The following is a 26466-nucleotide window of genomic DNA, read 5'->3' on the forward strand; positions in this document are numbered from 1 at the left end:
CTTGATGCAGCGATAGCGCTGAGTGATCCTCTCATATTGAGTACCATTCAGAACTATGCAGGATCGCCTTCCCCTCTCCGGGGGAAGGTGCCCGACAGGGCGGATGGGGGGATCAAAAAAGGAGTTTCTATCAAATAGACCATGTTATTTTAGACCTTTACCTTAAATGAGTTCTCTTTTTGATCCCCCACCCACCCTGTCGGGCACCCTCCCCCGAAGGTGGAGGGGCTACTTGCGATGATCATCCTGTTTATTTACATCTTTTTACGAGATTAAAATTATGAGAGGATCACTCAGAGCGATAGCGTAATCAAGGCTACGCTTATTTTAAATCAACCCCACTTAAGACCAAAAAATACCATTTTAAAACCACTGTGAACCAATATTTTACTTATCAAGTACTATTAAATCATGTTTTTAACGGCCAACATTCGGTGATTTCAGGACAATGTGAACATTTTTCAACAATCACAAATGGTCAATTTATTTCCCCTAAGGTATAATTTTGACCCATCACTAATCTCCCTGGTTTATATAAATAATGACTCAGCATGTACTCTATGTTCCCCAAGGCCGCACTGCACGCTTAGACACCGCAGTTGACAGTCAGTTTACCGGTCTTTATACCGACAATTTTTCTGCCTGCAATATCATCGTCATCACCGGTAAATCGCGAATGGTATTAGCTCATGCGGATAGAAATCTGGCGTCAATTGCTCCCTGTCTGGCAGCTGATATTGATTGGGTGGGTGAAGGGGCATCAATGTCTATTTACTACCGTGGCCATAATGTAATTACAGAAATACTGCTGCTAAAATTCGGAATGATGAATTTGGCTATTACCCCCTCCTTCCATACAGTTACTTCTGATGTGGATGGCATCCAGATTGAGAAAGATTCCTCCAGGACTTTTAAGTTAAATTTTATACAGGATCACCAAAATCTGCCCTTTAGCCTCGCACACCATCCCCAGGAAACGCCGATGGAAACAGTACAAAAACTGCGGCAATTGTTTGGCTTGCGTGAAGAAAAGGAAACAGGATTACGCCTAATCAAACAGGTCAACATTTTTGATGGCATTCATTGGGTTCCCGTGCCACGCAATGAACTGCAACTGGTCTCACAACACCCCTTGACGCAGAATGAAATGAGTCGCTTTGCAATGGGTGAACTGCTAGACACCATATACCCTAAAATGCATCAGCTTATTTTAGAAATTTTTACCTGCATCAAAGCTGGAAATAGTGTTGAGGAAACATGTGATCATTTAGTCCCACTATTAGAACTCTATTTAAACAATTACGACAGCAAAGCGATTGTTCTGAGACACATCCAACACTTAGCCCAAATCCTGCGCTACCCCGCACAGCGAGTTGAAGTGATAGACTCATTGGAAACAGCCATAGCTTTTCTCAGTAGTCTCATTAAAAACTTTAAAAAAATACCCGCATCAGACAACCGTGATACCATCCTTTCTACACTGCTCCTTGTCCATAAACATGCACAGGAACGCATGCATTTTAAAAAGATAAGTGAACAGCAGGAATGTTTCATGGGCCGTGAAAAAAATCTGCGCGAAAGAGCTGTATTGTCCTTCAGGGAGGGTCAATACGCTTCTGCAAAACCGCTGGCTTTAAGCGCTTTGAAATTAGCAATTGTTGTTTATACGGCTGATAATCCACTGTTATCCTCAGCCTATTACAATTTAGGCCGTTGCTTGCAGGAAACAGGCGAACATGAGAGTGCACTTGAATATCTGCATCAGGCTTTAAAACTGCGAGAACAATACGCGGATAAAGCCAACATCGATAAAACTTCAAAAGCATTAGCTGTTTCAAAAGAACATTTGGCTCAGTCATGGTCACAAGACGAACAGTTGGCATTGCACTAATTATCAGGCCATCGTAGAGGTGACTTGATGGGCGTAGTAATTGGGTTTGTAGCCCGGTCTGCTTGCAGCCGGGATCACCAAGCCACGTCGTCCTGAGCGCGTCTTTTTGCGCGAAGGACCTCCTGAAAGCGGCATAATGCCAGGATTTGGAGATCCTTCGCGCAAAAAAGACGCGCTCAGGACGACGTAGATCGGGTCCTCCATAATTTGTTGGAAAAGTTTTTCATGTCTATACTGAGAAGTCTAAACGCTAAGTAATCCTGAAGGATAAGGAGAATCAAATGGAATTCAGGCAATTAGGGCATTCAGGCCTCAAGGTTTCGGCGCTCAGTCTTGGTACAGGAACCTTTGGCGGGTCTAATGAATTTTTTAAAAAATGGGGCAGTACGGATGTCAAAGAGGCTTCTCGTTTGATTGATATTTGCATGGAAGCGGGAATAAATCTTTTTGATACGGCCGATATTTATTCGCAAGGCGCTTCAGAGGAAATTTTGGGTAAGGCACTTAAGGGCAAGCGCGATAAGGTTTTGATTTCAACCAAAGCCACCTTTCCTGTAGGCGAAGGTGCCAATGAACAAGGTTCATCCCGCTACCATTTGTTGCGTGCCTGTGAAGCAAGCCTGAAACGTCTGGGTACTGATCATATAGACATTTACTTCATGCATGGCTTTGATGCCCTGACACCCGTTGAAGAAACACTTCGTACGCTCGATGATTTAATTCAGAGCGGTAAGGTTCGTTATATAGGGTGCTCTAACTTTTCTGGCTGGCATGTGATGAAGTCGCTTGCCGTATCAAAACAGTATAATTTTGAACGTTATGTGTCTTATCAAGGCTATTATTCGCTTATTGGTCGTGATTATGAATGGGAGTTAATGCCCTTAGGCCTGGATCAGGGGCTTGGATTGATGGTTTGGAGCCCGTTAGGCTGGGGTCGCCTCACTGGAAAAATCAAACGAGGCCAGCCATTGCCCGAAGGACGTATCAAAGCAGGAGGAGCACAAGGCGGTCCGCAAGTTGAGGACGAATATTTATTCACCGTAGTGGATGCCTTGGAGCGTATTGCCAATGAAACGGGAAAATCCGTAAGTCAGGTAGCACTCAATTGGTTACTGCAACGCCCTACTGTGGCGAATATTGTGGTGGGTGCTCGTAATGAAGTACAACTGAAGGAAAATCTTGGCGCTGTGGGCTGGAATTTAACCAAGGAGCAAGTAGCCAAACTGGATGCTGCCAGCCATATCCACCCCATCTACCCTTACTGGCATCAAATGGGATTTGACAGCAGAAATCCCAAACCGGTTAGTTGGTAATGTTCAAGGTCATTCCCGATCCGTAGCCCGTATTAGCGATAGCGTAATACGGGAAAAAAATCAGGATTCAGGAGTACTTCGATCCCGTATTACGCTTCGCTAATACGGGCTACACGCTTGATTAGATATTGCAGTTTAGCCTGATACAGTATATCCTCCCGCCCCCGCCAATACTAACAGGAACCCGACATGCGCCTACTCAAAACATCTCGCCTGATACTCAGACCCTGGCTGGAAAAAGACAAAGAGCCATTCTTGCACATGAATCAGGACAATAAGGTTCTTGAATTCTTAGCTGGTCCTATGTCTCAAGAACAGGTTAACGATTTTATGGAATATCAAAACCAGCAATTAAAAGATCGTCAGTACATGTTATGGGCAGCGGAATTACAAGAGACGGGTGAGTTAATCGGATTTATTGGTCTCAATTACTTTGACAAGCCTGCTCATTTCTCCCCGGCTGTTGAAATTGGCTGGCGGCTCGGCTCCCAATATTGGGGTTTAGGTTATGCAACAGAAGGGGCTTTGGCTTCTTTAGAGTATGGCTTTAACCCGCTTGGTCTGGATGAAATAGTAGCCTTTACGGTTCCAGATAACCTGCGCTCAAGAAACGTGATGGAGAAAATTGGCATGGTGCATGATGAAGAGGGCTCTTTTGCTCATCCCAGACTGGATCCCAATCATAAGCTGTCACAACATGTTTTGTATCGTGTAAACGCGCTTGATAAGTGCAGGAAATAAAATACCTGCCAGTACAACTGCTCCGCTTCCTCACGGTCGCGGCTCGGTTTTCGTGCCTTCGTATTCACTTTATCCTGCACCAGAAAACCGAGCCGCGACTGTTAAGGAGCGGAATTTTCGTTGAGGCACGGAGAGCTGCGTACCATTACCTTCGCTCAAACCGACACAGTTAATTTAAGCGACACCGAATCATGTGCGCCTTGATTTACCCCGTTAATATTATTTTGTGCGGTATGAATATTAATCGTTTCATCTTTGAAAAAAGCATGGGCATAACTGCAATCTACGGCAAGGTTTTTCATGATTTTATAGCCAACAGAAGAACCAATGACGTAACTGTCGCCAGTAGCTATCTGGAATTGTCCATTTGCTGGCGACTGATTATAAGTTCCGGCGACTCGCGCTATCCACTTTGGTGATATTTTATAAATGCTTCCCAGCGTTAAAAGCCAACTGTTATGGAAATGATAACGAACCGGTGCATTCGCTACGATAACTGCTTTTGAGCCCGACAGGGCAGCAAAATTATAAATATTAGTGTCTTTAAAAATATCCCATTGCAGGTATTGAATGGTTCCTATCAGCCCCGCTTTTTCATTCAGAAAATGACTAACCGACACCACACTTCTGGCTGGTGTCCAGTATTTAAAATGATAATCAGCAGAAGAAATCGCTAAGGGACCATTCAATGTACTGCTGCCATTAAAATGATAGGTAACTGCACTGCGGTAATTAAATCCCAGGGCAGTTCTTTTCCCCGGCTTGAGTAAAAGCCCGGCGTCCCAGCCTAAACTGGTTCCCCGGCTGTCATTACGGCTGCGGCTTTCGGGAATATTTAAACGAGGCAGACCTGAAAGCGGCTCCTGGAGAAAATGGGCATGAGAATAATTCAGATTCGCCCCCAGAGACACGACCTCATTGAGCTTCATTCCAATAGCTGGCACTAAATCTACATTCTTGATTTTATTAGGCGCCTGAACGTAACGAAGAATGGAATGATTATCCAGTTCCCGATTAAAATCGTTCACAACAACAGCAAATCCCCCTGCAAATGTATCATTGACAGGCATGCCCAAATACAAGGATGGCAAAAAGAAATGGGATCGGGTGGTGGCTACTCCAGACTCAGCCATACCCAAAGATATTCTTTGTGCATTGCCGCTGAATTGAAATTCAGATCGGGCAGCAGTCCCTAAAGTAATCAGTTGCTTTTGAGATAAAACGGTTAATGCTGCGGGATTAAAATAAGCGGCGGTCGCATCATTGACCACAGCAGCCCCCAGTGTCTGTTCAATAAAAGAGGCATGTAATGGCGAAGAGAATAACAGTCCTAAAGCCGCATAATGAATTAATCTTGCCATGAACATCCAGGTTAGGAGTAAATTCCTATTCTTAAGGGCATTTTAGTTGTTAGTCAAGTCACCCTCCTAAGAGTGCACGACGTAGTTTTTTTCTTTCGTACCCCTTCTGTACTTTATTTTAATTCTATGGGTAAAATCCGCGATGTCGTAGATGTAAATAAAGGGAGACTTATGTTAGACAATGGTGAAGTCAGTATGGCAGGCAACTATTATAGAGCCTCCAAAAAGAGTTATTACGATATTCTTGAAGTAGCCCATTCTGCCAGTACGGACGAAATAAACAAGTCCTACAGAAAACTGTCAATCAGATACCATCCGGATAGAAACAAGGATCAAAACGCCTCGGAAATTTTTTCGCACCTGTCAGAAGCGAAACGGATATTGACCGACAGGGAAAAAAGAACTTCTTACGATCGCTTGCTCAATGAGTTAAACAGCACCCCCTCTTCCCAGATTGGGGTTTCAGCGGCAACAGATTTTTCTTTCAGTGATTTTCTTAAAAACTTTATGGCCAGAGAAAAAACAACTGAAGAAAACACGATGAAAGAGTATGTTGAGGCAATACTCAAGGGTAAAGAACCACGCATTAATAGTTTAAATTTCCTGTTAAAAGCAAGCAAATATGATCAAATAGCACTGCAAATTTTAACTAAACATTCCAAAATCGATAAAGCCCAATTTAAATTGAGCCAATATCTCGCAACAAAAGCAATCATGAATGATGAATCAGCACCGCAGTTACTGGCAATTCTTCGTGATCTTCTTAGTGAAGCAAAAGTTGCAAACCGTTTTGATCAAAGCACCCAGTTAAAAGAGATTCTTGAACAATTGGCATTAACCATAAATAACCATTCTAAAATTCAAAAAGAAAAAGACATGGCTTCTATTATTTTATGTTCAATCTATCTGGAAAAAAGCAAATATAAAGACGCTCGCATCTTGTATAAATTATTAATGCAACGCGCAGGACAACCCGATTTCGCCTTCGCAGAACAGTTTGGCAAATTAACCTCTCAGTTCACTGCCAGCATCAATTATGCAATTTGCCAGGCAGCCGCAAAAAATGATCTGGAAAGCATTAACGAATTATTTGAATTCAAAAATGATGAATTAAATATGGTTCTTCTGGAAGATATCATTCAGGAAAATCTTGCCGCATTTGAAATGATTTATAATCAATGCAGCCCCTCTGCAGTAGCATCCACCCAATACTATTTATCAGGCTGGGGAATTGCACACTATGCTGTGTATAACAACCGCGTGAGGATACTGGAGTTCTTAAATACCCATCAACCAGAACTCTTGACTGTAAAAACCAATTCCTCACAGGCCTACACTCCGCTGTTGCTGGGCCTTAATACTTATCCCAAAATTTCAGACTGGCTTCCTTCATGGCTGCCAGGAGGAAGAAACCATCCCAGAGAATCAATTAAATATCTGATAACGCAGAAATTGGGTTTATCCATCGCAGATCCTGCCGGCAACTTCCCTATTCATATTGCAGCACAAAATCTGGAAAAAGAGTGGATTGATTTGCTCGTTAAACACGGAGCTGATGTGACTCAGAAAAACAGCAAGAATGAAACCGCTCTGCAGATGTATGATTACGCCAATTCTGCTTCAATGCTGGGTTCCTTATTCAGCTTTTTTGGCTCTGGAGGCACAGCTCAAGAACCGGATAGCACGAGAATTCAGCTGGGCTTTAGTTGATTCTTAGCCCGGGCAGTAATAAGAGGGGTTGATTTAAAATAGGCGTAGCCTTGATGAAGCGACGGTGAAGTCAAGGCTACAGTTTTTTATATTTTTAAATCAACCAATTTAATACCCTAACCCGCGTTAGAACCCAGTTGATTACACATTTTTCTGGTGCAGGCGAGAGTCTTAGCCTGAGTTTTAAAGGCTAAAACTAATGTATCCTTCCAAATCGTCAGTATCTGCATCAAGGTTATATGCACCAAGTGCCAGAGGGACATTATTGGTAACAACAGGAACTATTGCATTGGGAATAACAATGGCATTAGCGAATACAACAGCAGGTGGAGAAACATCCTCACTATCTGGACTTGTTGCCATATCAGAAAGATCGACGTCTTGATAACCTTCATACTCCATTCCAACTTCAGAATCGCTATCAGGCAAAACTTTATAGGCTGTACGACGAGAGGACGGATTAAAAAATGTCAACATAGAGGAAGACGCTTCAATCTCACTAAAAAAATCAGTTTCAACGGGAAAGCTATTCCAGTTATCACTAGCCTCCTTCATTTTCCCTTTTCTCTCGGATGCACCTGAATCAACCGATTTTCCCTTTAAATCTTTAACTTCTTTTTGTTTACCCTGCCAGGAACTGTTTAATTCCACCCGTCTTTTCAAACCTGAAAAGCTGCCGTACTTCTGTAAGAAGGTTAAATGTGCTTCTGCATATCTTAAAGAAGCTGCCGCAGTTGGCACGGAGCAATGACAAAGAGGATCAATTTTTTGTAATAATGAGTTTGGCTGGTATGCGAAGGGCAGATGCTGTAGCGATTTTCTTGTATCGACACCTCGAGCTAACAAATACTCAGAGATGGAATTAAAATGCTGACCGTCAAATTGATAACTGCCAGGATTGTTGGAATCTGAAAACAAAGCGCAGAGTAAAGTATCTTCATCAGGTAACACGCCTGATTCCAATAATTTTACAGTAAGTGGATAATAACCGTAGAGCAAAGATAAATTAAGGGTTATTTCGGAAAAAGGAAAATCCTTCCACGAAGAATTTTTCATAGGAGAATTACTGGGTTCAAAACAAATCGTGAAAATTTCACTCCAATCTTGCTTTCTCAGTGCTTCATCTAATTTTGTTATCATAACCAATGCCCAACAACGTACAAATTGAAACATAATAATCAATATTGATCAATAAGTCAACAATTGGTTCTAATGAATACTATGTTTAAAATCTTACAGGTTTATCTTTTTTCCCCCAAAGAACGCCTGACGTCCAAATGCATTCACATGTTTTAAGAACAATTGAAAAACCGGGATAGTACGTGCCAACACAACTGCTCCGCTCCCTCACGGTCGCGGCTCGGTTTTCGTGCGTTGTATTTACTTTATCCTGCACCAAAAAACCGAGCCGCGACTGTTAAGGAGCGGAACTTTTTGTCGAAGCACAAATGCCTGTGTATCCCTTCATCCATGTAGAGCTAAAAAATAAAGTACGTGCCAGCACAACTGCTCCACTCCCTCACAGTCGCGGCTCGGTTTTCGTGCGTTCGTATTCACTTATCCTGCACCAGAAAACCGAGCCGCGACTGTTAAGGAGCGGAACTTTTTGTCGAAGCACAAATGCCTGTGTATCCCTTTTCCCTGTATAGCTAAAAAAATAAAGTACGTGCCAACACAACTGCTCCGCTCCCTCACGGTCGCGGCTCGGTTTTCGTGCGTTCGTATTCACTTATCCTGCACCAGAAAACCGAGCCGCGACTGTTAAGGAGCGGAACTTTTTGTCGAAGCACAAACGCCTGTGTATCCCTTCATCCATGTAGAGCTAAAAAATAAAGTACGTGCCAGCACAACTGTTCCGCTTCCTCACGGTCGCGGCTCGGTTTTCGTGCATTCGTACTCACTTTATCGTGCACCAGAAAACCGAGCCGCGACTGTTAAGGAGCGGAACTTTTTGTCGAAGCACACAGCCGGGTATTATACCGTAAGGGACAGCTAGTAATTTGTATGGAGTATTCGATTTTTATTTTCAAAAACAGCCATTGGCAAGCCTTGCTCATTAATTACATACTGTATTGTGGATTCAACTTCTGATTCATTCCATAGATATCGTGTACTGCCATGCCTTGTCCATCGATTTATTCTACTACCATCCAATTGCATTAAATTTAAATGACGGGAGGCATATGATTTTATCGTATTCATAATTGTTTCTGGTTGTAATAGCGTATGAATAACGAGGTGCACATGATTGGATCGCACATGTGCGGCCAAGAGCACCCATTGACGATGTTTGCATGCTTTAATAATCGAATTTAAAACAATAGACCGCCTGGACTCATCGAGAGAATAAGGAGTTTCTGACATTTTCATTTTTACTAAATGTGATCGTTTTTTATTAAAAGGCAAAAAATTGGTTTGAGGAGTATTATTGAATCGATCAACGGAACTTGGTTTTTCTCCATGCAGCCAGGTTCCATAACAAGTGAATGTAATAAAATACGCAAGTGGGATTGCTTTTTCTGATAACATAATTTCACCATTTTCCTTTGGTTTTTTGGACTTGTATCTTATGGCGAACAGTATCAAATTAACTGATTATAAGCAATTATTGGTTTCTCTTATAACTGTTCCGCTTCCTGACGGTCGCGGCTCGGTTTTCTGGTGCAAGATAAAGTGAATACGAACGCACGAGAACCAAGCCGCGACCGTGAGGGAGCGGAACAGTTGTATCCAAACCCTATCCATAATCAGTCATTAGAGGACAACGACCTGTTCTAAAAGGACAATATAAGATCTTGCAATTGACACAATGTAATATAATAAATCAAAATCGCAATTCATTTATAACAAAGCATCAGAGGTATTAAAGCATGATTATGGAACAGGCAGTGCAGGAATTAAAAGCAATTTTTGCTCTAAAGACTGAAACAGAAGCTCAGGCTGTTTATTATAAACTCTACAATTTACTTGCCAGTAGCGATAAAAGCAAAGAAAAAACAGAAGGGGAAATTGCAGCCTTCGTGCAATACCGAAAGCAGTTTAGTGTGTCGCAGGTTCTCCCCTTGACTGAACAGCAACAGCAGGAAAATGTTACAGTGTTGCTTCAATTCCTGCATCAATGCTCTCCTTCTGCAGAGCAGATTTTGGTGACCTCGGAAAAAGCATTGAAGAAAGATGCATCGAAGTTATTTATCCAATGGTCCCTGGCATTGAAAGGAAGGATGATGACTTTAGATGAAATCGAAAAGCAACTTGATATTCAGAAAAAAGAAATTGCAGGTCAGGCAGAACAACCTGTTGGTTTGGAGGGTGCTAATGAGTGTGCTAAAACCCGCGTGAGTGTATCGGTTAATGACAAACACAGTCATGGCGTGACGATTGAAAGCTTTATGCATGATTTTACAGAAGCTGATTTGGATGCGGACAAACCTGTCCAGGATGCTGCCGTAATTGGGCTTGGAGCCAATTCATCAGGTCTTATTGGTGCTAATGACATTCAATGCTTGCTTACTTCAGCTATTGAATTACCCGCTCATTTTATGAAAGCAGCTATTGTCCAGGCAGAAAAAAGCAATAAACCCAAAGTTGCAACGGGTTATGGAGTTACTGCCGGCTCAGAATTTGCCAAAGAAATCAAAGGCAGTGATGGTGCCGCGTGGCAATTACTTGTTACTATGGATTACTATCCAGACTCAGATGAAGTACGCGGATTAAGCCGAAGAGGACAAATGATCAGTGCCTTTATCGATACTCTGGCGCATATGAATCAGGAACAAGTTGAAGCATTACCTTGCGAGCCAGCGGCTATTGCAGAATTGATTGCTGCATCCTTAAATGAATTAAAAATTAAACCTGCTGAAATGAATTGCTCAGGCTCATCGCCTGTTTCTCTGGGTCTTTTTGGTCTGTTACGCCCAAATGAAACGACAGGTTTGTTTCAGGCCGTAGCTCCTGAATGCGGTAATTATTTGAAAATGGGTTCGAATATCTGAGTATAAACTGTAGCCCGGTCTGCTTGCAGCCGGGATCGTGCCACTTCGATCCCGGCTGCAAGCAGACCGGGCTACGCACTAAATCAGGTTTTGTGCCGCAATAAAAATTCCGCTTCCTCACGGTCGCGGCTCGGTTTTCGTGCGTTCGTATTTACTTTATCGTGCACCGGAAACCGAGCCGCGACCGTCAGGAAGCGGAGCAGTTATTCTGTGGCGCCCAGGATCAGGCCGCTGCAGCCAAGGGTACCAAAGGTACTGCTGGTAACAATAATGGAGAAGCCGCTATCAACAATGTTCCGGCAACACCTAAAACAACCGCTGCGGTTGCTGCCGCGCCGACAAGATTGGTAGCAATAAAAGCTAAATCATCAATGGAATCATCATCCAGATTTTCCATGTGCAGTTTTTCCTGGATCTTATTGGGAGTGAAGAACCTAAATAAATTACTAGGTGCGCTCATTAAATCACTCATATTACCTCCTTGTAGTTTAAAAAAAATCCATTGACCACATGGTTACAAACTTTAAACTAAAAGACAATAGGTATGCTTTGTAAGTGAACACTGACGTGATGTATAAAAACCGTAGCCTTGATGCAGCGACAGCGAAATCAAGGCTACCTATGAGCTGTAGACAAAATCTTAATCGCCTGGATAATGCTTTTACTGACTGAATTGTTGTGTTTTTCAGGTCGATATACCAGGCAAATATCATCTCTGAATACTGGTGCGTCTTGCAGTTTTTTAAGTTTGGGATATTGCGAAGCAACCCTCGAAGGTAAAATGCCATAACCCAGGCCTATCGCAGTTAATTTAGCCGCAACTTCCAGATTGGAAGAACTGAGCACACCACTAAAATGTATCCTGTTGTTCAGGTTTTTCAGTATGTACTGCGATTGGGCGAGGTTTTTATCATAAATCAGTTTATCTTGTGTCCGCTCCGCATAGAAAACAGTAACTTCATCGGTACACAGTGGACTAATCACCAAATCCGGATGTTCTATAGGATTCACAATAATGCCAAAATCGGCCTCCCAACTGATCACTTTTTCCGTCATCTCTCTCGAAAGACCATGAATGAAATTAAAATCAAGTTTGGGAAAATCATGCTGTAATTTTGGCAAAAAATATTCAAGTGTGTACAAGGCAACGGAGGGGTGAACGGCAATGGTATAACTTCCCTGCACCAGGCCTGATTCAGGATGAGCCAGGTTCTGAGCATGCTCCCATTCATAAATCAGACGATGGGCACGCTTTTTAAACTCTTCACCCAATTTCGTTAATTGAATGCCATTTTTAAGCCGGATAAGCAGCTGCCCACCTAATCTGTCTTCCAGACGTTTCACCGCATAACTAAAAGCGGGCTGAGAGATACCCACAATTTCAGAAGCCCGGGTCATATTCAGGGTTTCACTCACTGTTATGAAGTATTTGATATCACTCAATAATAAAGACATTACAGCATTCATTAAGATCAGGCATAAATAAAATTTATCACAACCATTAAAATAAGTCATTTTATTTATTGGCTGAAGGTGAGTACTATTTTATCAGGCAAGCAATCTGAGCGGCTCGGATTCCACTTAATTTTAATGAGGTAAACATGAGCAACACAGCGTATAATTTAATGACATTCGAAAATGATATCGCGATGAATGAATCATCGCATAATGATTTTGCTATCGAAATGGCGAAAAGGATTTTGGCTGAAGTCATGATCTTTCGCCGTGTTCCTGAAACTATAGCCTCATGCAACGATTTGAGATGCTCTGATTGCAGCGCCCACCACTTACCCAAAATAATTTCTGCAGTGGCTCAGAATAAACCGGTTACTTTTGTATTACCGGCTTTTCCTGGCAAATCGCCCAACCCTGAAAAAGTACTGGGGCACCTGCCCGATCTGGCCGAACGCCTTTCCCTTCGCTTTCTCGGCAACCTGTGTCAGCGTATCAAAAAGATATACGTCCCTGGAATTAAAATCATTCTTTGTTCTGATGGACGAGTGTTCAGTGATGTAGTTGGCATGGTAGAAGAACATGTCAGCGCTTACCAATACGAGTTGGATAAGCTGATAGCAGAACTGTCCCTGACCGACGTGAGCACCTTTAATCTTGATGATTTTTACCAAGGGTTGGATTTTGTCCAAATGCGTGAAGAACTGATGAAACATTATGGAAACAGCTCAGAATATCTCAAACAGAAAATTCGCAACGGCACCAAGCCTAAGGCAAGTGCTGATGAACAGGAAGCCATTCGCATGTATCGCGGCATCACCCGCTTTTTGTTTGAGGATGCCATGCATCAAAACCAAACCAAAAGCCGCACAGCCATCCAAAAGGAATCCCGTCATAAGGCTTGTGAAGTGATTAGAAGAAGTAATGCCTGGAGCCATTTAATTGAAAAACATTTTCCAGACGCGGTGCGATTATCGATACATCCGCAAACCTGTGGTGCCAAAAAGCTGGGGATTCGTCTGGTAGGAAATGAAAGCTGGATGACCCCATGGCATGGCGTCGCAGTAGAAAGCAAAAAAGGATACATCTTGCTCAAACGCTCCGAAGCAGAAGCCTTGGGTGCTCGTTTGATTCACAACGCAGACGGACGACAAAGCCATTACAGTTTACTAGGATGATATTTATTCGAATGCACGTCGTCCTGAGCGCGTCTTTTTGCGCGAAGGATCTCCCGAAAGCGGCATGGTGCCAATACGGGGAGATCCTTCGCGCAAAAAGACGCGCTCAGGACGACGTGGATCACACGACGTGGATCACGCGACGCGGATCACACGACTCGGATTGACCCCATAATTAACCAGGTAACAGAGGTATAACATGACCTATAAAATAACCCACATGAAACCCTTTGGCATGCTCATTGAGCCTGTAAGTCATGCCATTCACATCAATGATCTGGATATGGAAGAATTACGCCAGTTATTTTGGCAGGAACAACTTCTGTTATTAAGAGGTTTTGCAACGTTTCAAAACGCTGATGGCTTTGCCGATTATTGTGAGCGCTGGGGAGAAATCAGTATTTGGCCTTTTGGAAAAGTACTGGAACTCATAGAACAGGAACACCCTGAAGACCATATTTTTGATAATAACTATGTTCCCCTGCATTGGGATGGTATGTATCGCCCCCAGGTTCCTGAATATCAAATATTCCATTGCGTAAAAGCCCCTCTTGCCGGACAAGGTGGCAGAACCACTTTTTCAAACACTGTTTTGGCATTAAACCAAGCCGCTGCAGAGGAAAAGGATCTTTGGAATAAAGTAACCGGCATCTATCAAAGAAAAATGGAATTTTACAATAGTAAAACCGTATCACCCATTATCACCAGGCACCCGCGAAAAGACATGCAGGTCATTCGTTACAATGAACCGCCCTCTCAAGATAAAGGTCATTTTCTTAATCCTCCTGATCTTGAATTTACCGGCATCAGTCATGAAGAATCAGCACGTTTTCATGCCAGTTTACAAGACGCGCTCTATGCTCCTGATACCTTCTATGCCCACGAATGGCAAACGGGTGATGTCGTCATTGCCGATAATTTTTCACTCTTACATGGCAGAGAAGGATTCACCTCCAAGTCCCCTCGCCATATTCAGCGGGTTCATGTGTTAAGCAACCCTCCTTTTGATAACCCCGGACTGGAATCTTACCAATGAACACAGAAGTTACAGACATCGTTATTGTAGGTGCCGGCCCTGTTGGCCTCATGTGTGCTTATCTGGGTCAGCTTTGCGGCTTACAGACCTTGATTGTCGACAAGACACAAGGCCCACTGGAAACAGGCAGAGCAGATGCCCTTAACGCGCGCAGTTTACAACTGCTTGAAGTGGCTGATTTATTTGCCGACCTCTACCCTTTGGGAAAAACCTGCAATACCAGTTCAGTTTGGGCTGATGGGCAATTTGTTTCACGCCAGTCTTCATGGTGGGAGACGCTGGAGGGGTGTTTGCATCCCCATTTCCTCATGCTTGGCCAATCATATATTGAAAAACTGTTGGATGAACAATTAAAAAAGATGGGGGCGGCAGTGAAACGTTCTACTACGGTGGCGCATATAGAACTTAATGAAGAAGGCTGCCTCACCACTTTGGACAATGGCACGCAAATTCAGTCACGCTATTTAATTGGTGCGGATGGCTCCCGGTCTTTTGTCCGCAATCACTTTAACATCCCTTTTGAAATCATCCGGCCACAAATTGTATGGGCGGTTATAGATGGGATTATCGATACAGACTTTCCCAAAGTTCCCGAAATCATCGTGTTTCAGGCAGAATCCTCCGATGTAGCCTGGATTCCCAGAGAAGGTGACATTGACCGCTTTTATGTCCGTATGGACACCAAAGAATTTACCCTCGAAGACGCACTGGGTAAAATTAATTGCGCACTGCAACCGCATATTTTAAGCTTTAAACACATCACCTGGTTTTCCCAATTTTCTGTCAAGGAATCAGTAGCGGAAGAATTTTTCATTCACAATCGCGTTTTTCTTGCAGGAGATGCCTGCCATATCCATTCGGTAAATGGCGGTCAAGGCCTGAACACCGGGCTTGCTGATGCATTTAACCTGATGTGGAAACTGCATAGGGTCATGCGTTACAACGCTCCGGAAGAACTGTTACAAAGCTATACAAATGAACGCCGGCCAGTGGCACAAAGTGTCATCGCCAGTTCAGGCGAACTCGTCCGCTCCACAAAGTATTCCCCAACAGGAACCCATGCCCGGGATTATGTAAAGATTGTTGAAAAGCGTGCCGGAAATATTACTGGAATGGGAATTCGTTATGGGGATGAAGGGTTTGAGGGGACTCGTCTCTTTGACATGAATCTGTTTCACGGCAATAAGAAAACCCGGCTGTATTCCCTTTTGGATTACACGAAATTTACTCTCCTCCTCTTTGGTCATTGTGAATGCATGCCAACAGTTCCAGAGCAGGTACAAGTCATTCAGATTTATCTGGAACCCTGCACAGATACTTTATGGACAAAGGCGGCTCACTATAAAAATCAGGCCATTTTAGTCAGGCCTGACTCATACATTCAATCCATCACTTCCCTGGACAACAAGGAGTATCATCCATGAACAGACCGGTTATTATCGTGAACCCGATATCTTCGGGAATAGAATTAGCTCCTGCCTTTAAAGCACGCGGAATACCTGTAATAGCCATAACACTTCATTCCCTGGAATGGGCAGGCTTTGGTACACACATTCAGCATGAAGACTTTATCGAAATTATCCCCAATCAGCCCAATCTTGTCGAACGGCTTAAGGATTATGACCCTCTTGCCATTATTCCTGGCGATGAAGAAGGAGTTCCGCTTGCGGAAGCTTTGGCAGCAGCCCTGACACCTCACCTTGCCAATGATCCAGAAAAAGCACTGAACCGATTACACAAGGCACTGATGCAAAAATCGTTACATGAGGCTGGTGTACCGGCTTTGAAAACCCTAAATACCGCATCGGAAAAAGAAGTGGAAGCCTGGATTAAAGCCAACGGACTTGCTGATTCATCGCTTGTCATTAAGCCGCCAATATCGGCGGGCAGTGACAAGGTCTTCCATATTCCAGCCCAAGGAGATTGGAAAAAGGCCTTTCATCAGGTATTGACCGAACCATCGAAACTTACCGGAACAATGAATGAAACAGTGGTAGTCCAGGAAGAAGCCATAGGCACAGAATATGCCGTAGGCACGGTAAGTGCGAATGGCTCACACTATTTGACCCATTTAATTAAATACAATAAAACCGCTTTTAATGGCCGGAAAACCGTATACGATCATGTTGAATTTATACCCTTTAACGAAGAAGCACATGGGGAATTATTCGCTTACACAAAAGAGGCTCTCGATGCTTTGGGAATTCGCTGGGGCGCTGCCCACACTGAAATCATGCTCACCGAAGATGGCCCTCGCCTGATAGAAACAGGCGCCAGAATGTGCGGCGGCCCTGTTGTTGGCTTTGCCCGTGAAGCTACTGGCAGCAGCCAGACGGACAAGTTAGTTGAGATTTATGTTGATGGTGACGTTGCATCCAAAGACTATGTATTCCAAAAAACAGTGCTGCCTGTTTTTTTAAAGTCTTCAACGACAGGAACCTTAACCAATATGGAAGCTTTTGCAGACCTTGCCACATTACCAACCTTCTTCAATAAATATATCTGGTTTAAAAATGGCGACCTCGTGCCTCAAACTATAGACTATCTGACAAGCCTGGGAATAGTCGCATTAGCTGGAGATCGCGAATCGATTTTCCGCGATTACCAGAAGATTCGCCAAATGGAATCAGAATTGGTGATTTTGGCTTCGAGACCTGAAGTATCCCCATGAAAATGATTTATTTATCAGCATTAGATCTTCTGTTTCCTTATGCTCTCATTACCTAAAGAAAACCGAGCCGCGACCGTGAGGGAGCGGAAATTTTGGATGTACACCTAATGAGTAATCCACAATGGAGTGCAGCGAACTGTTCCGCTTCCTTACGGTCGCGGCTCAGTGTTCTTAGCATGATGCTCTTTTGTACTCTTGATTTGCGAGTCACAATACAGGCTCAAGGGGAAATTTCGTGGGGATTCCTCAGTTCGAGACCGCGCTATCGCGCTTCCTCAGCCCGAACGGCATCGAAGTAACGACTGGATAACAAGATTCTTATCCATATTAAGTTACGGAGCTCCGCCGTCCCGCGGCTTGTCCGCGGGATCCAGGGATCTACGCTCGGAGTGAGATTTCTGGATCCCGCGGACAAGCCGCGGGACGGCGGAGTATCACTTAATGGCAGTGAGCATTAACCTGACTTCTCATGCTTATTTGGACAAATACCGCTCTTCATGATAAAATTAAGCGCAATTAATTTTGATTCTGAGTACATAGCATGCCCTTGCCAAATGCGCCGCTTCCCGGCAAATTATTTGTCACCTATACTGAGCGGAGTATTGCTTTGGCTTTCAATAACGAAGCTGAAGCCTTGAGCTTTCAAAAGGTTTATAACAAAACGATTGGCAGTCCTCTGTTGAAACACTATAATCAAAGCCCTTCGGACAGATCAGAACGATTATATTTTGAGCTCGTGGATGGCAGTTTTACCTGGGATCAAGCTACCGGGCTCAGGACTATTCTCTTTGCATCGACAGAATCAAGAAACGCATTTCTGCAATTATCCGGGCTTAAAAATCTCAGTGGTATCAGTCATCCTGAACATACTGCTTCTTTATCACTAGACTTGAAAAAGGGACTGGAGAATGGGCTAGTCATTCCTCAGCCACCAGTGGCGCCTCCAGAAACGCCAGTCGTAGCCCCGGCGGTAGCCCCCTCAACACAGGCACATCAGTTTTTCCAACCAGAACCTATACCGGAACACTTTCTGGAACTTGAGCTTCCGCTCCGGCTTTTATATATCATCAAAGCTTTGTTAAACCGTTCCTACAATGGTGGCGGCTCCCAAATAGCATTCCCTGCGGGTGTTACCCTGGAAGCACTGAATCTGTCGCCTGATCTGTTTTATCATCCTGATTTTTCCAGGGAACCCAACAAATCAGATTGGCTCATTCCCTTTGGTTCACAAGTGATATACAGACCTAATCATGGTTTTGTACACAGTCTCAGAAGTGCCCATCTTCTGCCAGTGCTGTTAACAGAATTACAGCAAGGTACTTCAGGAAAAGCAGATTTTAAAAAAGTCACTGCCAGGGATTTAAAAAAGGCGATGTTTGCCATGATGTTTACCGTCATGGGAAGAGAAAATGAAATTGGATTTTATGAAGCGCAGCAGAATGTAGATAAGGGTATTTGTACGGTAAATACTTATGCTTTGGCCAAAGCTCACAGTCAGAAATTATTCCAGAATGTAACGGCTTACGCGATAAAAAATGGCTTTACTGATGTCTTCAATAACCTGAAAGAAGTAGAAGAATTTATCCCCCTGATGAGCATGTCTCATTCAACTTCTGACCCAATAGCCATTCTCATTCGTCTGGCACATGAAATTGATTTGATACGCTGTTTTAGCGTAAGTCAGATGCACCGTATAAAAAAAGACATTCTTCCTTACTTTGGAAATGATCAAAAGAAACTGGAGCGTATTTTTAATTACAACTATCAACTGTGCGTCGTCACTGGAAACCGGGTAACAGGAAGTTCTCATCCCCTTGATTATAATCCGAAACAATTCTATCAATGTTCCCAAAGTTTCAGAACCTGCATCCAGGCAATGGCTCGTGTTGCCAAACCCTCAGCCTACACTGTGGCCATAGCACCGGCAGTGCTCAATATGATAAAGCAGGCACCTGCAATCAATCATCCTAATCAGGAAAATCTGGCTGAGAACTTTAAAAAATACCTGGCTTTAAAATTACAAAAAGGTGAACAGCTACTCCATACTGAAATCGCCCTGCCGCATGGTCCGTTAAACCTGAGTGAAGAAACCAGAGAATTCTTAAGCTTAATTCACAGAATATTTTCTTCAGATACCTTTACTATTCAGCTTTATCAGGGAGAAATTTTCTTAAAGTTTAGCGACAGAATTTTTAATTTAAGCGCTCTTTTGGCTAAAGCAGAATTATCCCATTTGGGTACTCTGGATAGTGAAAAGCAGCAACGTTACATTGAAATGCTTAATAACTCTAATGACAAGCCCATTATAGGCTCACGCCAGATAACAAAAATCGAGGATTTCGAACACTGTAATCGTCACATGACTTATTTTAAAGACCATCAGTTTACTTTTGCTGAACTTGCAGCACTTAACCTTTACACAGGGGAAAATATCTATAAAAAGGTTAATGCCTTACTGAGAAACCAGTTGAGCTCTTTAAGAAAAAATCCTGAAGCCTTAAGAGTCGTCATCAAACACACCGCCATGCTTGTTTCTGCCTTGAATCGTGCACCACAACGCAGGGAATCGGTAATACGACGCATAGATATTTTTAACGGCCCTCTCATTGCCCAACAATGCAACAGCGGCGTTGCATTGAATTTTAGTAAATTGATTACCCAGAATCACTTGTTTATCGCTTCAGGATTAAACAGCACTTCCACAACAGGTAACGCCATGCATGATAAACAAGTGGAGTATCATTTCAAAAATGTGGTTGGTCTCGATATCAGCGACCTGTCTCAAAATTATCAGGAAAAAGAATTCTTAATGTTGCCCACCCAAATGGCAGTAACACATTATGAATTCAAGCAGGGCAAGCATATTATGACCGCTGCAATGTTCCGCTCACTGCCCGTTGAGGATTCGTTCGTTGTCTGGTCAGATGCTGATTTAACGCCACAATTGCACCCTCAATTTCAAAAAACAGCGAAGCAAAAACCAGCTCTTGGTGATTTTATGATTCGGCACAGTGGAAAATATCCAGGATTTCTCTTTACCGTAGAATATAACAGCGGAGATCAGATTCATCGCTATCGCTTTGTAGTTAATCGCGGTGAAAATGACGTTACCGAATCGTTATCGCTTGTTGATTTTGACAAAAAAACCAAAGAACCCTATATTCCTGATTTGGATGGTGCCGACACTACATTCAAGTCAATAAACGAGATGTTGAATATTCTGGCACAAGCGATAACCAAGAGCTATCCGCAGATATCTGCTGACTATTAGGCTCGGAATTCCCGTATTACGGCTGCCGCCTAATACGGGCTACAACTCACTACAATTCACTGAACATTTTTTCCCGGCAATCCATTAGTGCCTGAAACTACTCTTGTTTGCTCTTTTTTCCTTATCATGACCTGTCGCAAAAGAAAACTTTCCAATTTTTAAAGAAAAGAAAGAGTCTCTTTTTTCTTCACTGGTTCGCTTTGTTTCCCGTTCAGACTTTATGGGTTGCAACGTTGCCCTTTCACGAGAAGCGCTTGCTTTTTTGGCAGGGGTCTTATCATGATTAGTTGTATTAGCGCGAGAGTCACTGACGGTTGTTTGACTTGACGCTAATTCTTCATGAAAAAGCATCGAAGATTCCCGATTGTAAACAGGTTTTTGATTTAAAGACTGTAATGTCTGGCTATAACTGGCAAAGGCAAAAGGTAACATACAACACTCCTGGTAAAAAATATTCTACTGCAAAAATCCTGTTGAACTTTTTCAGAGAGGCAAGGATGGTTTTAAATAAAACAACTGCACTCTTTTTTGGCATCATAATTTAAACACAACAGCATTTCAATAGTTGGCCACAGTAGTCATAAAATAAGCACGAATAGTTCCCAAATCCACGTCGTCCTGAGGAATCCCCACGACATTTCCCCTTGAACCTGTATTGTGACTCGCTAATCAAGAGTACAAAAGAGCATCATGCTAAGAAAACCGAGCCGCGACCGTGAGGAAGCGGAACAGTTCGATGCACTCCATTGTTGATTACTCATTAGGTGTACACCCAAAATTTCCGCTCCCTCACGGTCGCGGCTCGGTTTTCTTTAGGTTATGAGAGCAGCGAGTGTAGCCCGTATTAGGCGCCAGCCGTAATACGGGATCGAAGTGGCAATCAAATAATTCAAGCACGTCGTCCTGAGTGCGTCTTTTGGCACGAAGGATCTCCTGAAAGCAGCATGGTGCCAATATTTGGAGATCAACTTCGCGCCAAAAGACGCACTCAGGACAACGTGGATCTAGAGAATGATGGAACAAGCATTTGGATCTTTTTCTTAAGTTGCCGCCTATGCTTAGTACAGCACAGGATTTTAATTATCAGCGTTCAACATTGATGGATCAAAGGGTTTACCGTTTACCATCAATTGCTGATTTTCAACTTTAAACTGGATCACATAATCACTGCCATCGACCGTTAATACCCCTTTATCGACTAATTTTTTTAATACATTATCTGCCTGGGTTTGGGGGTCAACGGGTGCTACTGTTGTTACAGGTTGAATTGTGGTTGCCGCATCTCCCGGAGTTACTGAAGGTTGTTGTGATGTGACAGGTGTTCCATTACTGTGAATAGAGGCAACCACCGCTTCTTTGACAGTAGCCATCGGTGCCCTGAATTGTCCTGAACCTTGTACTTTGGCAAACACTTGAGAAGGATCCCCTCCTTCATTCTTTGGTAAAGAAATACTTAAATTACCAACGACTTGCCCTTCTGGTACTTTCAGGGTTTCAGAAAATTCGAGTTGTGATCCTTTGGAAACCAATTTGGGCAATTCAGCCATGATGGCCAACATAGCCAGATTGGAATTACTGTTGTTGGACAGGGTTCCCAGTTGTTTATAAATATTAGCCATTGCACCAGGATCCAGTTGTGTCAGACTTAATTTTAAATTTCCAGGGCCAAAAGTTTTGTTGTTGACAGCCAGATCGTGCAAAGACAGCTCCAGATTAAAACTCAATGCGTCATCAGCCACATGTGACTTACCCAGCAACTCCAAACCATTCATGACAAATTGTTGCCCGTTATCACCCTTAACTGAAATCGCTGGAACACGTAGGTGAGAATCGCCTAGCCATAAGCCCTCTTTGGAGCGGTTCAAATTAAAACTCTGTTCTATTTCCCCCAGATTCAGATCTACCTGATTCGCAACGACATGCAATCCCAGCATGGTAAAATCACCTTGAGCATCGTCTATATCAGGCGACACACTCAGCATGGCATTTAAACCTTTCCAATCCGAATGGAAGCTGCTGTTTGGATTGTCACTTTGGCTGCCCATTGAAAATGCCGGCAAAGCATAATTGATAACGGAGCGATTTAAATAATTAATAAAAAAGCCATAATGGGTTTCCGGCTGGGTCGTTACCTGTGCGATACCGAAACGCAGCCCGGTTTTGTTAAAGATAAATGGGCCATGAGTGACGCTGATTGGCAAATTCAATTGAATGTCCATTTTGGGATGAGTCTGGGTCTGACCGTTGGCAAGCAGGTTATTTTGTTCGGGAAGATTTATTTTCATCCCTAACACGGCATGAGAACAAAACCAGCCGCGCTCGTATTGATTCAGTGAAACAGTATAATAGAGATTAGGCGTAATCGCTTTCACATGTCTATCCAGGGTTCGCTGAGCTACAAACCCCATTGCATAATATGCTCCCAAAACAATCACTGCCAAAGATACAATAAAGCCAGCCAGTTTTTTCATGTTGTTTCTTTGTGGTTCCATGTATATAGGGTTTAGCCTATAAAATGAACTTTGTAAAATCACCTATTAGGTTGGTGGTGGTCTTCGTCCCAAAACCAGGAACAAAACAAACAAAACCAAAAAGATGAAAAACAAAATTTTGGCTATTCCCATCGCTGTGCCAGCAATACCGCCAAAACCTAATACACCGGCAATTAATGCAATGATTAAAAATGTCAACGCCCATCCTAGCATGACAATCTCCTTAATTGATGTGCACCTGTTTAATTATAGTACAATTTAAAATGCGCAACATTCACAATAACATCATAAAATTTGCATGAATTGAAAAAAACATTTGCATTTGATTTGCAAGTTGGATTAATCTGAAACGGACTCATAAGGAAAAGGAGATCACCATGAGTAAATCAGCAAAAAAAGTTTTGAACAATGGAACCAACAGACCAACTCAACCTTATTCTAATAAGGAATCTCAACTCTTTTTTAATCAAAAACAAAAATCCCCGTCCGCAGAGATGCAAGAAACAAAAGAAAATCAACAACCAGAACAACCCACTCAAGAAGTAACCTTGCAAACAACTTCTGAGTTCTTATTAGCAGCCATTTTACAGGAATTAAAAACCCAGAATATGATTGAACTCCTGAAACTCAAAGAGCAAGAAGAACAAAAACAAAAGGAATTGGAGTTAGCGGAGAAAATGCAGGAACGGGATAAGGCAAGATTCGAAGAAATACGCCATTCAATGTATATGTAAGATCTCTTGCAATTCCGTAACCCGTATTAGGCGCCAGCCGTAATACAGGAATTAGTTCATTGCCACGTCGATCCCGTATTACGGCTGGCGCCTAATACGGGCTACAAATAAAGAAGCATTGCAATGGATTAAAAGTTATAATTGGATAAAACCAAAAGAGAAATGTCTTGAGTACTGCACCCACTGAATTTTCAAATTTAATCATTCAATTAATTAAAGCCATTCCCAGAGGAAAAGTGGCAACCTACGGCTCTATTGCCGAACTGGCCGACAAACCCCGCGGAGCACGTCAGGTCGGTTGGATTCTTCATTCCTGCACTGACAAATACAAGCTCCCCTGGCATCGGGTCATCAAATCCGGAGGAATAATTCCTTTTCCTCCACATAGCCCTACCTACCTTCGCCAAAAGGAATTGCTGGAAAAGGAAGGCATTACCTTCCTCAATGGCCGCGTTGATTTAAATACCTATCTGTGGAATGGGAATAATCAGTAAGCATATTTAAATCCAATTACATATATAAAGAACATAACTCATTGAGATGAATAGCACTTGTTTAAGATATTTTGTAGCCCGGTCTGCTTGCAGCCGGGAATGGATACTGAGTTAGAACTTCCGCTGTGTAACGAGCGTCAGTTCCTGGCTGCAAGCAACTGGCTCTCTACACATCTTTGCTATTCCCCGATCTACGTCGTCCTGAGCGCGTTTTTTTGCGCGAAGGATCTCCTGAAAGCGGCATGGTGCCAATATTTGGAGATCCTTCGCGCAAAAAAACGCGCTCAGGACGACGTAGATCGGACTTAAGTAAGTGCCATTCATCCCAGGGATAGAAATTTCATCTGAATGCTGCCAAAATATGGCAGCATTTATTTACTGATTACTATTGTGTCCAGAACCCATCGCCTTTTTGAGCTTATCCAGTTGATGCGTCAACATCGTTATCCAGTCAGTGGACAACACTTGGCTGATAAACTGGGAATAAGTCTGAGAACCTTATATCGTGACATAGCAACATTACAGGCTCAAGGTGCCTCAATCGAAGGAGAACCAGGCCTTGGTTACGTATTACGGCCTGGATTCATGTTGCCGCCATTAATGTTTTCCGAAGAAGAAATTGAAGCTTTAGTCCTTGGTTCACGCTGGGTAGCCAGAAGAACGGATGAAAAATTAAAGCAGGCAGCGACCAATGCTTTGGCCAAAATTTCAGCGGTACTCCCTGCTGATCTGCGCCATCAACTGGAGTTTTCGGGGTTATTCATTGGCCCTGCAAAAACATCGCTGCCCCATGACGATGAAAAAGAAGCCTTGATTCGTTATGCGATTCGTAAAGAGCAGAAACTGGAAATGATGTATCTTGATGTCAAAGGCGATGAATCTCAGCGTATTATCTGGCCTCTGGCGCTCGGTTTTTTTGAAGAGACTCATGTCATTATTGCCTGGTGTGAACTAAGGCAAGACTTTCGCCATTTTCGAACCGACAGGATCATCACACTAATCCCTACAAATCTACGCTATCCTGAGCGCCGCCAGCACCTGGTAAAAAAATGGCGCGTACTACATGATATACCTGAACAATAAATTATGAGTTATGGATAAGAAAGTTGTTTGAACCAGTCGTTACTTCGATGCCGTTCGGGCTGAGGAAGCGCGATAGCGCTGTCTCGAAGCCTTGGCATGGTGCTAAGGCTTCGAGACGAGGCTACCGCCTCTCCTCAGCCCGAACGGCATCGAAGTAACGACTGGATAAAACAAGCTTTTTATACACAACTCACGTTAAATTAACTACTGACAAAAACTGTCATCACGGCCCATTAAACTGGCTTCAATCAATAACCACTACACTAAAGGAAAATATGATGATTGAACCCAAGGCTATAATACTTTATGTCGATGATCTTGCTGTCAGTACCCAATTTTACCAGGAGCTATTTGGTAAAAAGCCGCAAGAAGAATCCCCTACTTTCAACTCATTCACTTTATCCAACGGCATGAGTTTAGGTTTAAAAGCCAGCCCATCTGTCCTGCCTCCTGTGGATGAGAAAACCCGAGGAGGTGAGCTGGCTTTTACTGTAGACGCTCCTCACAAGGTAGACGAATTGTTTGTCCATTGGCAAAGCAAAGGCACAAAGATACTTCAAACCCCCACCACAGTAACTTTTGGCTACACCTTTCTTGCCTTGGATCCCGACGGTAACCGATTGCGTGTCGTTTCACTTGGAACATCCTAGCACGTTATTTAAATCGTAGCCTTGATGCAGCGACAGCGAAATCAAGGTTTTCATCGCTCCGAAAAGGCTAAAAATAAAGGAAAACCTTGATTCCGCTATCGCTCTGAGTGATCCTCTCATTTTTTTCAATCCCCTTTTATTAAGTGATTAAAAGGGGAATTTTCATTAAATTCTAACTGAAACAAGGTAATAATACGGCTGAATTTTCTTATATTGAACTGGGGAAACCCGTGAATTATGAGCTGTTTGGCTAACGAGATAAAAGACAGCACCCGATGAGTACGAATGGTATTTGCCTGAAAATGAAGGTGGAGTTTCCTTTTTTCTGCTGCAAATCCTATCATCCAAAGAATGAGGATACGAATGGAAGCCAGAAGTATTAAAACACTTATCTTAT

At 43.0% G+C, this 26466-nt stretch carries 22 protein-coding genes and 1 pseudogene; 14 read left to right on the forward strand and 9 right to left on the reverse strand.

Features of this window, described 5'->3' with window-relative positions:
- Positions 1 to 541 precede the first annotated feature (541 nt).
- The 3 genes from B094_RS0109945 to B094_RS0109955 all read left to right on the forward strand — a co-directional run bounded on the left by B094_RS0109945 (position 542) and on the right by B094_RS0109955 (position 3945).
- The gene (locus B094_RS0109945) at positions 542 to 1891 is read left to right on the forward strand and encodes a tetratricopeptide repeat protein (RefSeq protein WP_018577663.1); all 1350 of its coding nucleotides are present in this window, start codon (positions 542 to 544) and stop codon (positions 1889 to 1891) included.
- 281 nt (positions 1892 to 2172) lie between these two features.
- Positions 2173 to 3204: an aldo/keto reductase gene (locus tag B094_RS0109950; protein ID WP_018577664.1), complete on the forward strand. Its 1032-nt coding sequence runs from the start codon at positions 2173 to 2175 to the stop codon at positions 3202 to 3204.
- Between the two features lie 189 nt (positions 3205 to 3393).
- Positions 3394 to 3945 (forward strand): GNAT family N-acetyltransferase, encoded by a 552-nt coding sequence (locus B094_RS0109955; protein WP_018577665.1) that lies wholly within the window; start codon positions 3394 to 3396, stop codon positions 3943 to 3945.
- Positions 3946 to 4100: 155 nt separating this feature from the next.
- Here B094_RS0109955 and B094_RS0109960 read toward each other — a convergent pair whose 3' ends face one another.
- Positions 4101 to 5306, reverse strand: a complete 1206-nt coding sequence (locus B094_RS0109960; protein WP_018577666.1) for an OmpP1/FadL family transporter — start codon at positions 5304 to 5306, stop codon at positions 4101 to 4103.
- 171 nt (positions 5307 to 5477) lie between these two features.
- On the opposite strand from B094_RS0109960, the gene B094_RS16510 reads away from it, so the two are divergent.
- Positions 5478 to 7016, forward strand: coding sequence for a DnaJ domain-containing protein (locus tag B094_RS16510; RefSeq protein WP_018577667.1), 1539 nt, complete (start codon positions 5478 to 5480; stop codon positions 7014 to 7016).
- Between the two features lie 183 nt (positions 7017 to 7199).
- Here B094_RS16510 and B094_RS0109970 read toward each other — a convergent pair whose 3' ends face one another.
- Positions 7200 to 8156 (reverse strand): hypothetical protein, encoded by a 957-nt coding sequence (locus B094_RS0109970; RefSeq protein ID WP_156412804.1) that lies wholly within the window; start codon positions 8154 to 8156, stop codon positions 7200 to 7202.
- Between the two features lie 852 nt (positions 8157 to 9008).
- The gene (locus tag B094_RS0109975; protein WP_018577669.1) at positions 9009 to 9545 is read right to left on the reverse strand and encodes a transposase; all 537 of its coding nucleotides are present in this window, start codon (positions 9543 to 9545) and stop codon (positions 9009 to 9011) included.
- A 341-nt stretch (positions 9546 to 9886) separates the two neighbouring features.
- Between B094_RS0109975 and B094_RS0109980 the strand changes: the two genes are divergently transcribed.
- The gene (locus tag B094_RS0109980; RefSeq protein WP_018577670.1) at positions 9887 to 11008 is read left to right on the forward strand and encodes a hypothetical protein; all 1122 of its coding nucleotides are present in this window, start codon (positions 9887 to 9889) and stop codon (positions 11006 to 11008) included.
- 223 nt (positions 11009 to 11231) lie between these two features.
- Here B094_RS0109980 and B094_RS0109985 read toward each other — a convergent pair whose 3' ends face one another.
- Positions 11232 to 11480, reverse strand: a complete 249-nt coding sequence (locus B094_RS0109985) for a hypothetical protein (protein ID WP_018577671.1) — start codon at positions 11478 to 11480, stop codon at positions 11232 to 11234.
- A gap of 143 nt (positions 11481 to 11623) precedes the next feature.
- Positions 11624 to 12463, reverse strand: a complete 840-nt coding sequence (locus tag B094_RS0109990; RefSeq protein ID WP_026253973.1) for a LysR family transcriptional regulator — start codon at positions 12461 to 12463, stop codon at positions 11624 to 11626.
- Between the two features lie 170 nt (positions 12464 to 12633).
- On the opposite strand from B094_RS0109990, the gene B094_RS0109995 reads away from it, so the two are divergent.
- From B094_RS0109995 to B094_RS0110015, 5 genes are all read left to right on the forward strand, one after another.
- Positions 12634 to 13638 carry an L-tyrosine/L-tryptophan isonitrile synthase family protein gene (locus B094_RS0109995; protein WP_420324221.1) on the forward strand — a complete coding sequence of 335 codons (1005 nt, stop codon included), beginning with the start codon at positions 12634 to 12636 and terminating at the stop codon, positions 13636 to 13638.
- A gap of 199 nt (positions 13639 to 13837) precedes the next feature.
- Positions 13838 to 14674, forward strand: coding sequence for a TauD/TfdA dioxygenase family protein (locus B094_RS0110000; RefSeq protein ID WP_018577674.1), 837 nt, complete (start codon positions 13838 to 13840; stop codon positions 14672 to 14674).
- Positions 14671 to 16098: an FAD-binding protein gene (locus B094_RS0110005; RefSeq protein WP_018577675.1), complete on the forward strand. Its 1428-nt coding sequence runs from the start codon at positions 14671 to 14673 to the stop codon at positions 16096 to 16098. The genes B094_RS0110000 and B094_RS0110005 overlap by 4 nt, the downstream gene beginning before the upstream one ends.
- Positions 16095 to 17345 carry an ATP-grasp domain-containing protein gene (locus B094_RS0110010; protein WP_018577676.1) on the forward strand — a complete coding sequence of 417 codons (1251 nt, stop codon included), beginning with the start codon at positions 16095 to 16097 and terminating at the stop codon, positions 17343 to 17345. The genes B094_RS0110005 and B094_RS0110010 overlap by 4 nt, the downstream gene beginning before the upstream one ends.
- A 607-nt stretch (positions 17346 to 17952) precedes the next feature.
- Complete coding sequence (locus B094_RS0110015) at positions 17953 to 20616, forward strand: SidE phosphodiesterase domain-containing protein (RefSeq protein ID WP_155823802.1); 2664 nt, start codon at positions 17953 to 17955, stop codon at positions 20614 to 20616.
- A gap of 84 nt (positions 20617 to 20700) precedes the next feature.
- On the opposite strand, the gene B094_RS0110020 is transcribed toward B094_RS0110015, so the two are convergent.
- From B094_RS0110020 to B094_RS16950, 3 genes are all read right to left on the reverse strand, one after another.
- Positions 20701 to 21048: a hypothetical protein gene (locus tag B094_RS0110020; protein ID WP_018577678.1), complete on the reverse strand. Its 348-nt coding sequence runs from the start codon at positions 21046 to 21048 to the stop codon at positions 20701 to 20703.
- A gap of 644 nt (positions 21049 to 21692) precedes the next feature.
- Positions 21693 to 23087, reverse strand: coding sequence for a YdgA family protein (locus tag B094_RS0110025; protein ID WP_018577679.1), 1395 nt, complete (start codon positions 23085 to 23087; stop codon positions 21693 to 21695).
- Between the two features lie 66 nt (positions 23088 to 23153).
- Positions 23154 to 23321 carry a DUF1328 domain-containing protein gene (locus B094_RS16950; RefSeq protein ID WP_018577680.1) on the reverse strand — a complete coding sequence of 56 codons (168 nt, stop codon included), beginning with the start codon at positions 23319 to 23321 and terminating at the stop codon, positions 23154 to 23156.
- A 164-nt stretch (positions 23322 to 23485) separates the two neighbouring features.
- On the opposite strand from B094_RS16950, the gene B094_RS0110035 reads away from it, so the two are divergent.
- From B094_RS0110035 to B094_RS0110050, 4 genes are all read left to right on the forward strand, one after another.
- Complete coding sequence (locus B094_RS0110035; protein ID WP_018577681.1) at positions 23486 to 23842, forward strand: hypothetical protein; 357 nt, start codon at positions 23486 to 23488, stop codon at positions 23840 to 23842.
- Between the two features lie 167 nt (positions 23843 to 24009).
- Positions 24010 to 24336, forward strand: a complete 327-nt coding sequence (locus tag B094_RS0110040) for an MGMT family protein (RefSeq protein WP_018577682.1) — start codon at positions 24010 to 24012, stop codon at positions 24334 to 24336.
- A gap of 348 nt (positions 24337 to 24684) precedes the next feature.
- A complete protein-coding gene (locus B094_RS0110045) occupies positions 24685 to 25419 on the forward strand; it encodes a helix-turn-helix transcriptional regulator (protein ID WP_018577683.1) in 735 nt (244 codons plus the stop codon).
- 275 nt (positions 25420 to 25694) lie between these two features.
- Positions 25695 to 26069, forward strand: coding sequence for a VOC family protein (locus B094_RS0110050; protein WP_051078212.1), 375 nt, complete (start codon positions 25695 to 25697; stop codon positions 26067 to 26069).
- A gap of 125 nt (positions 26070 to 26194) precedes the next feature.
- Here B094_RS0110050 and B094_RS17495 read toward each other — a convergent pair.
- Positions 26195 to 26466: pseudogene (locus B094_RS17495) on the reverse strand (IS4 family transposase); the annotation flags it as partial.

Origin of the sequence: Legionella shakespearei DSM 23087, assembly GCF_000373765.1 — a bacterium.
GTDB lineage: Bacteria > Pseudomonadota > Gammaproteobacteria > Legionellales > Legionellaceae > Legionella > Legionella shakespearei.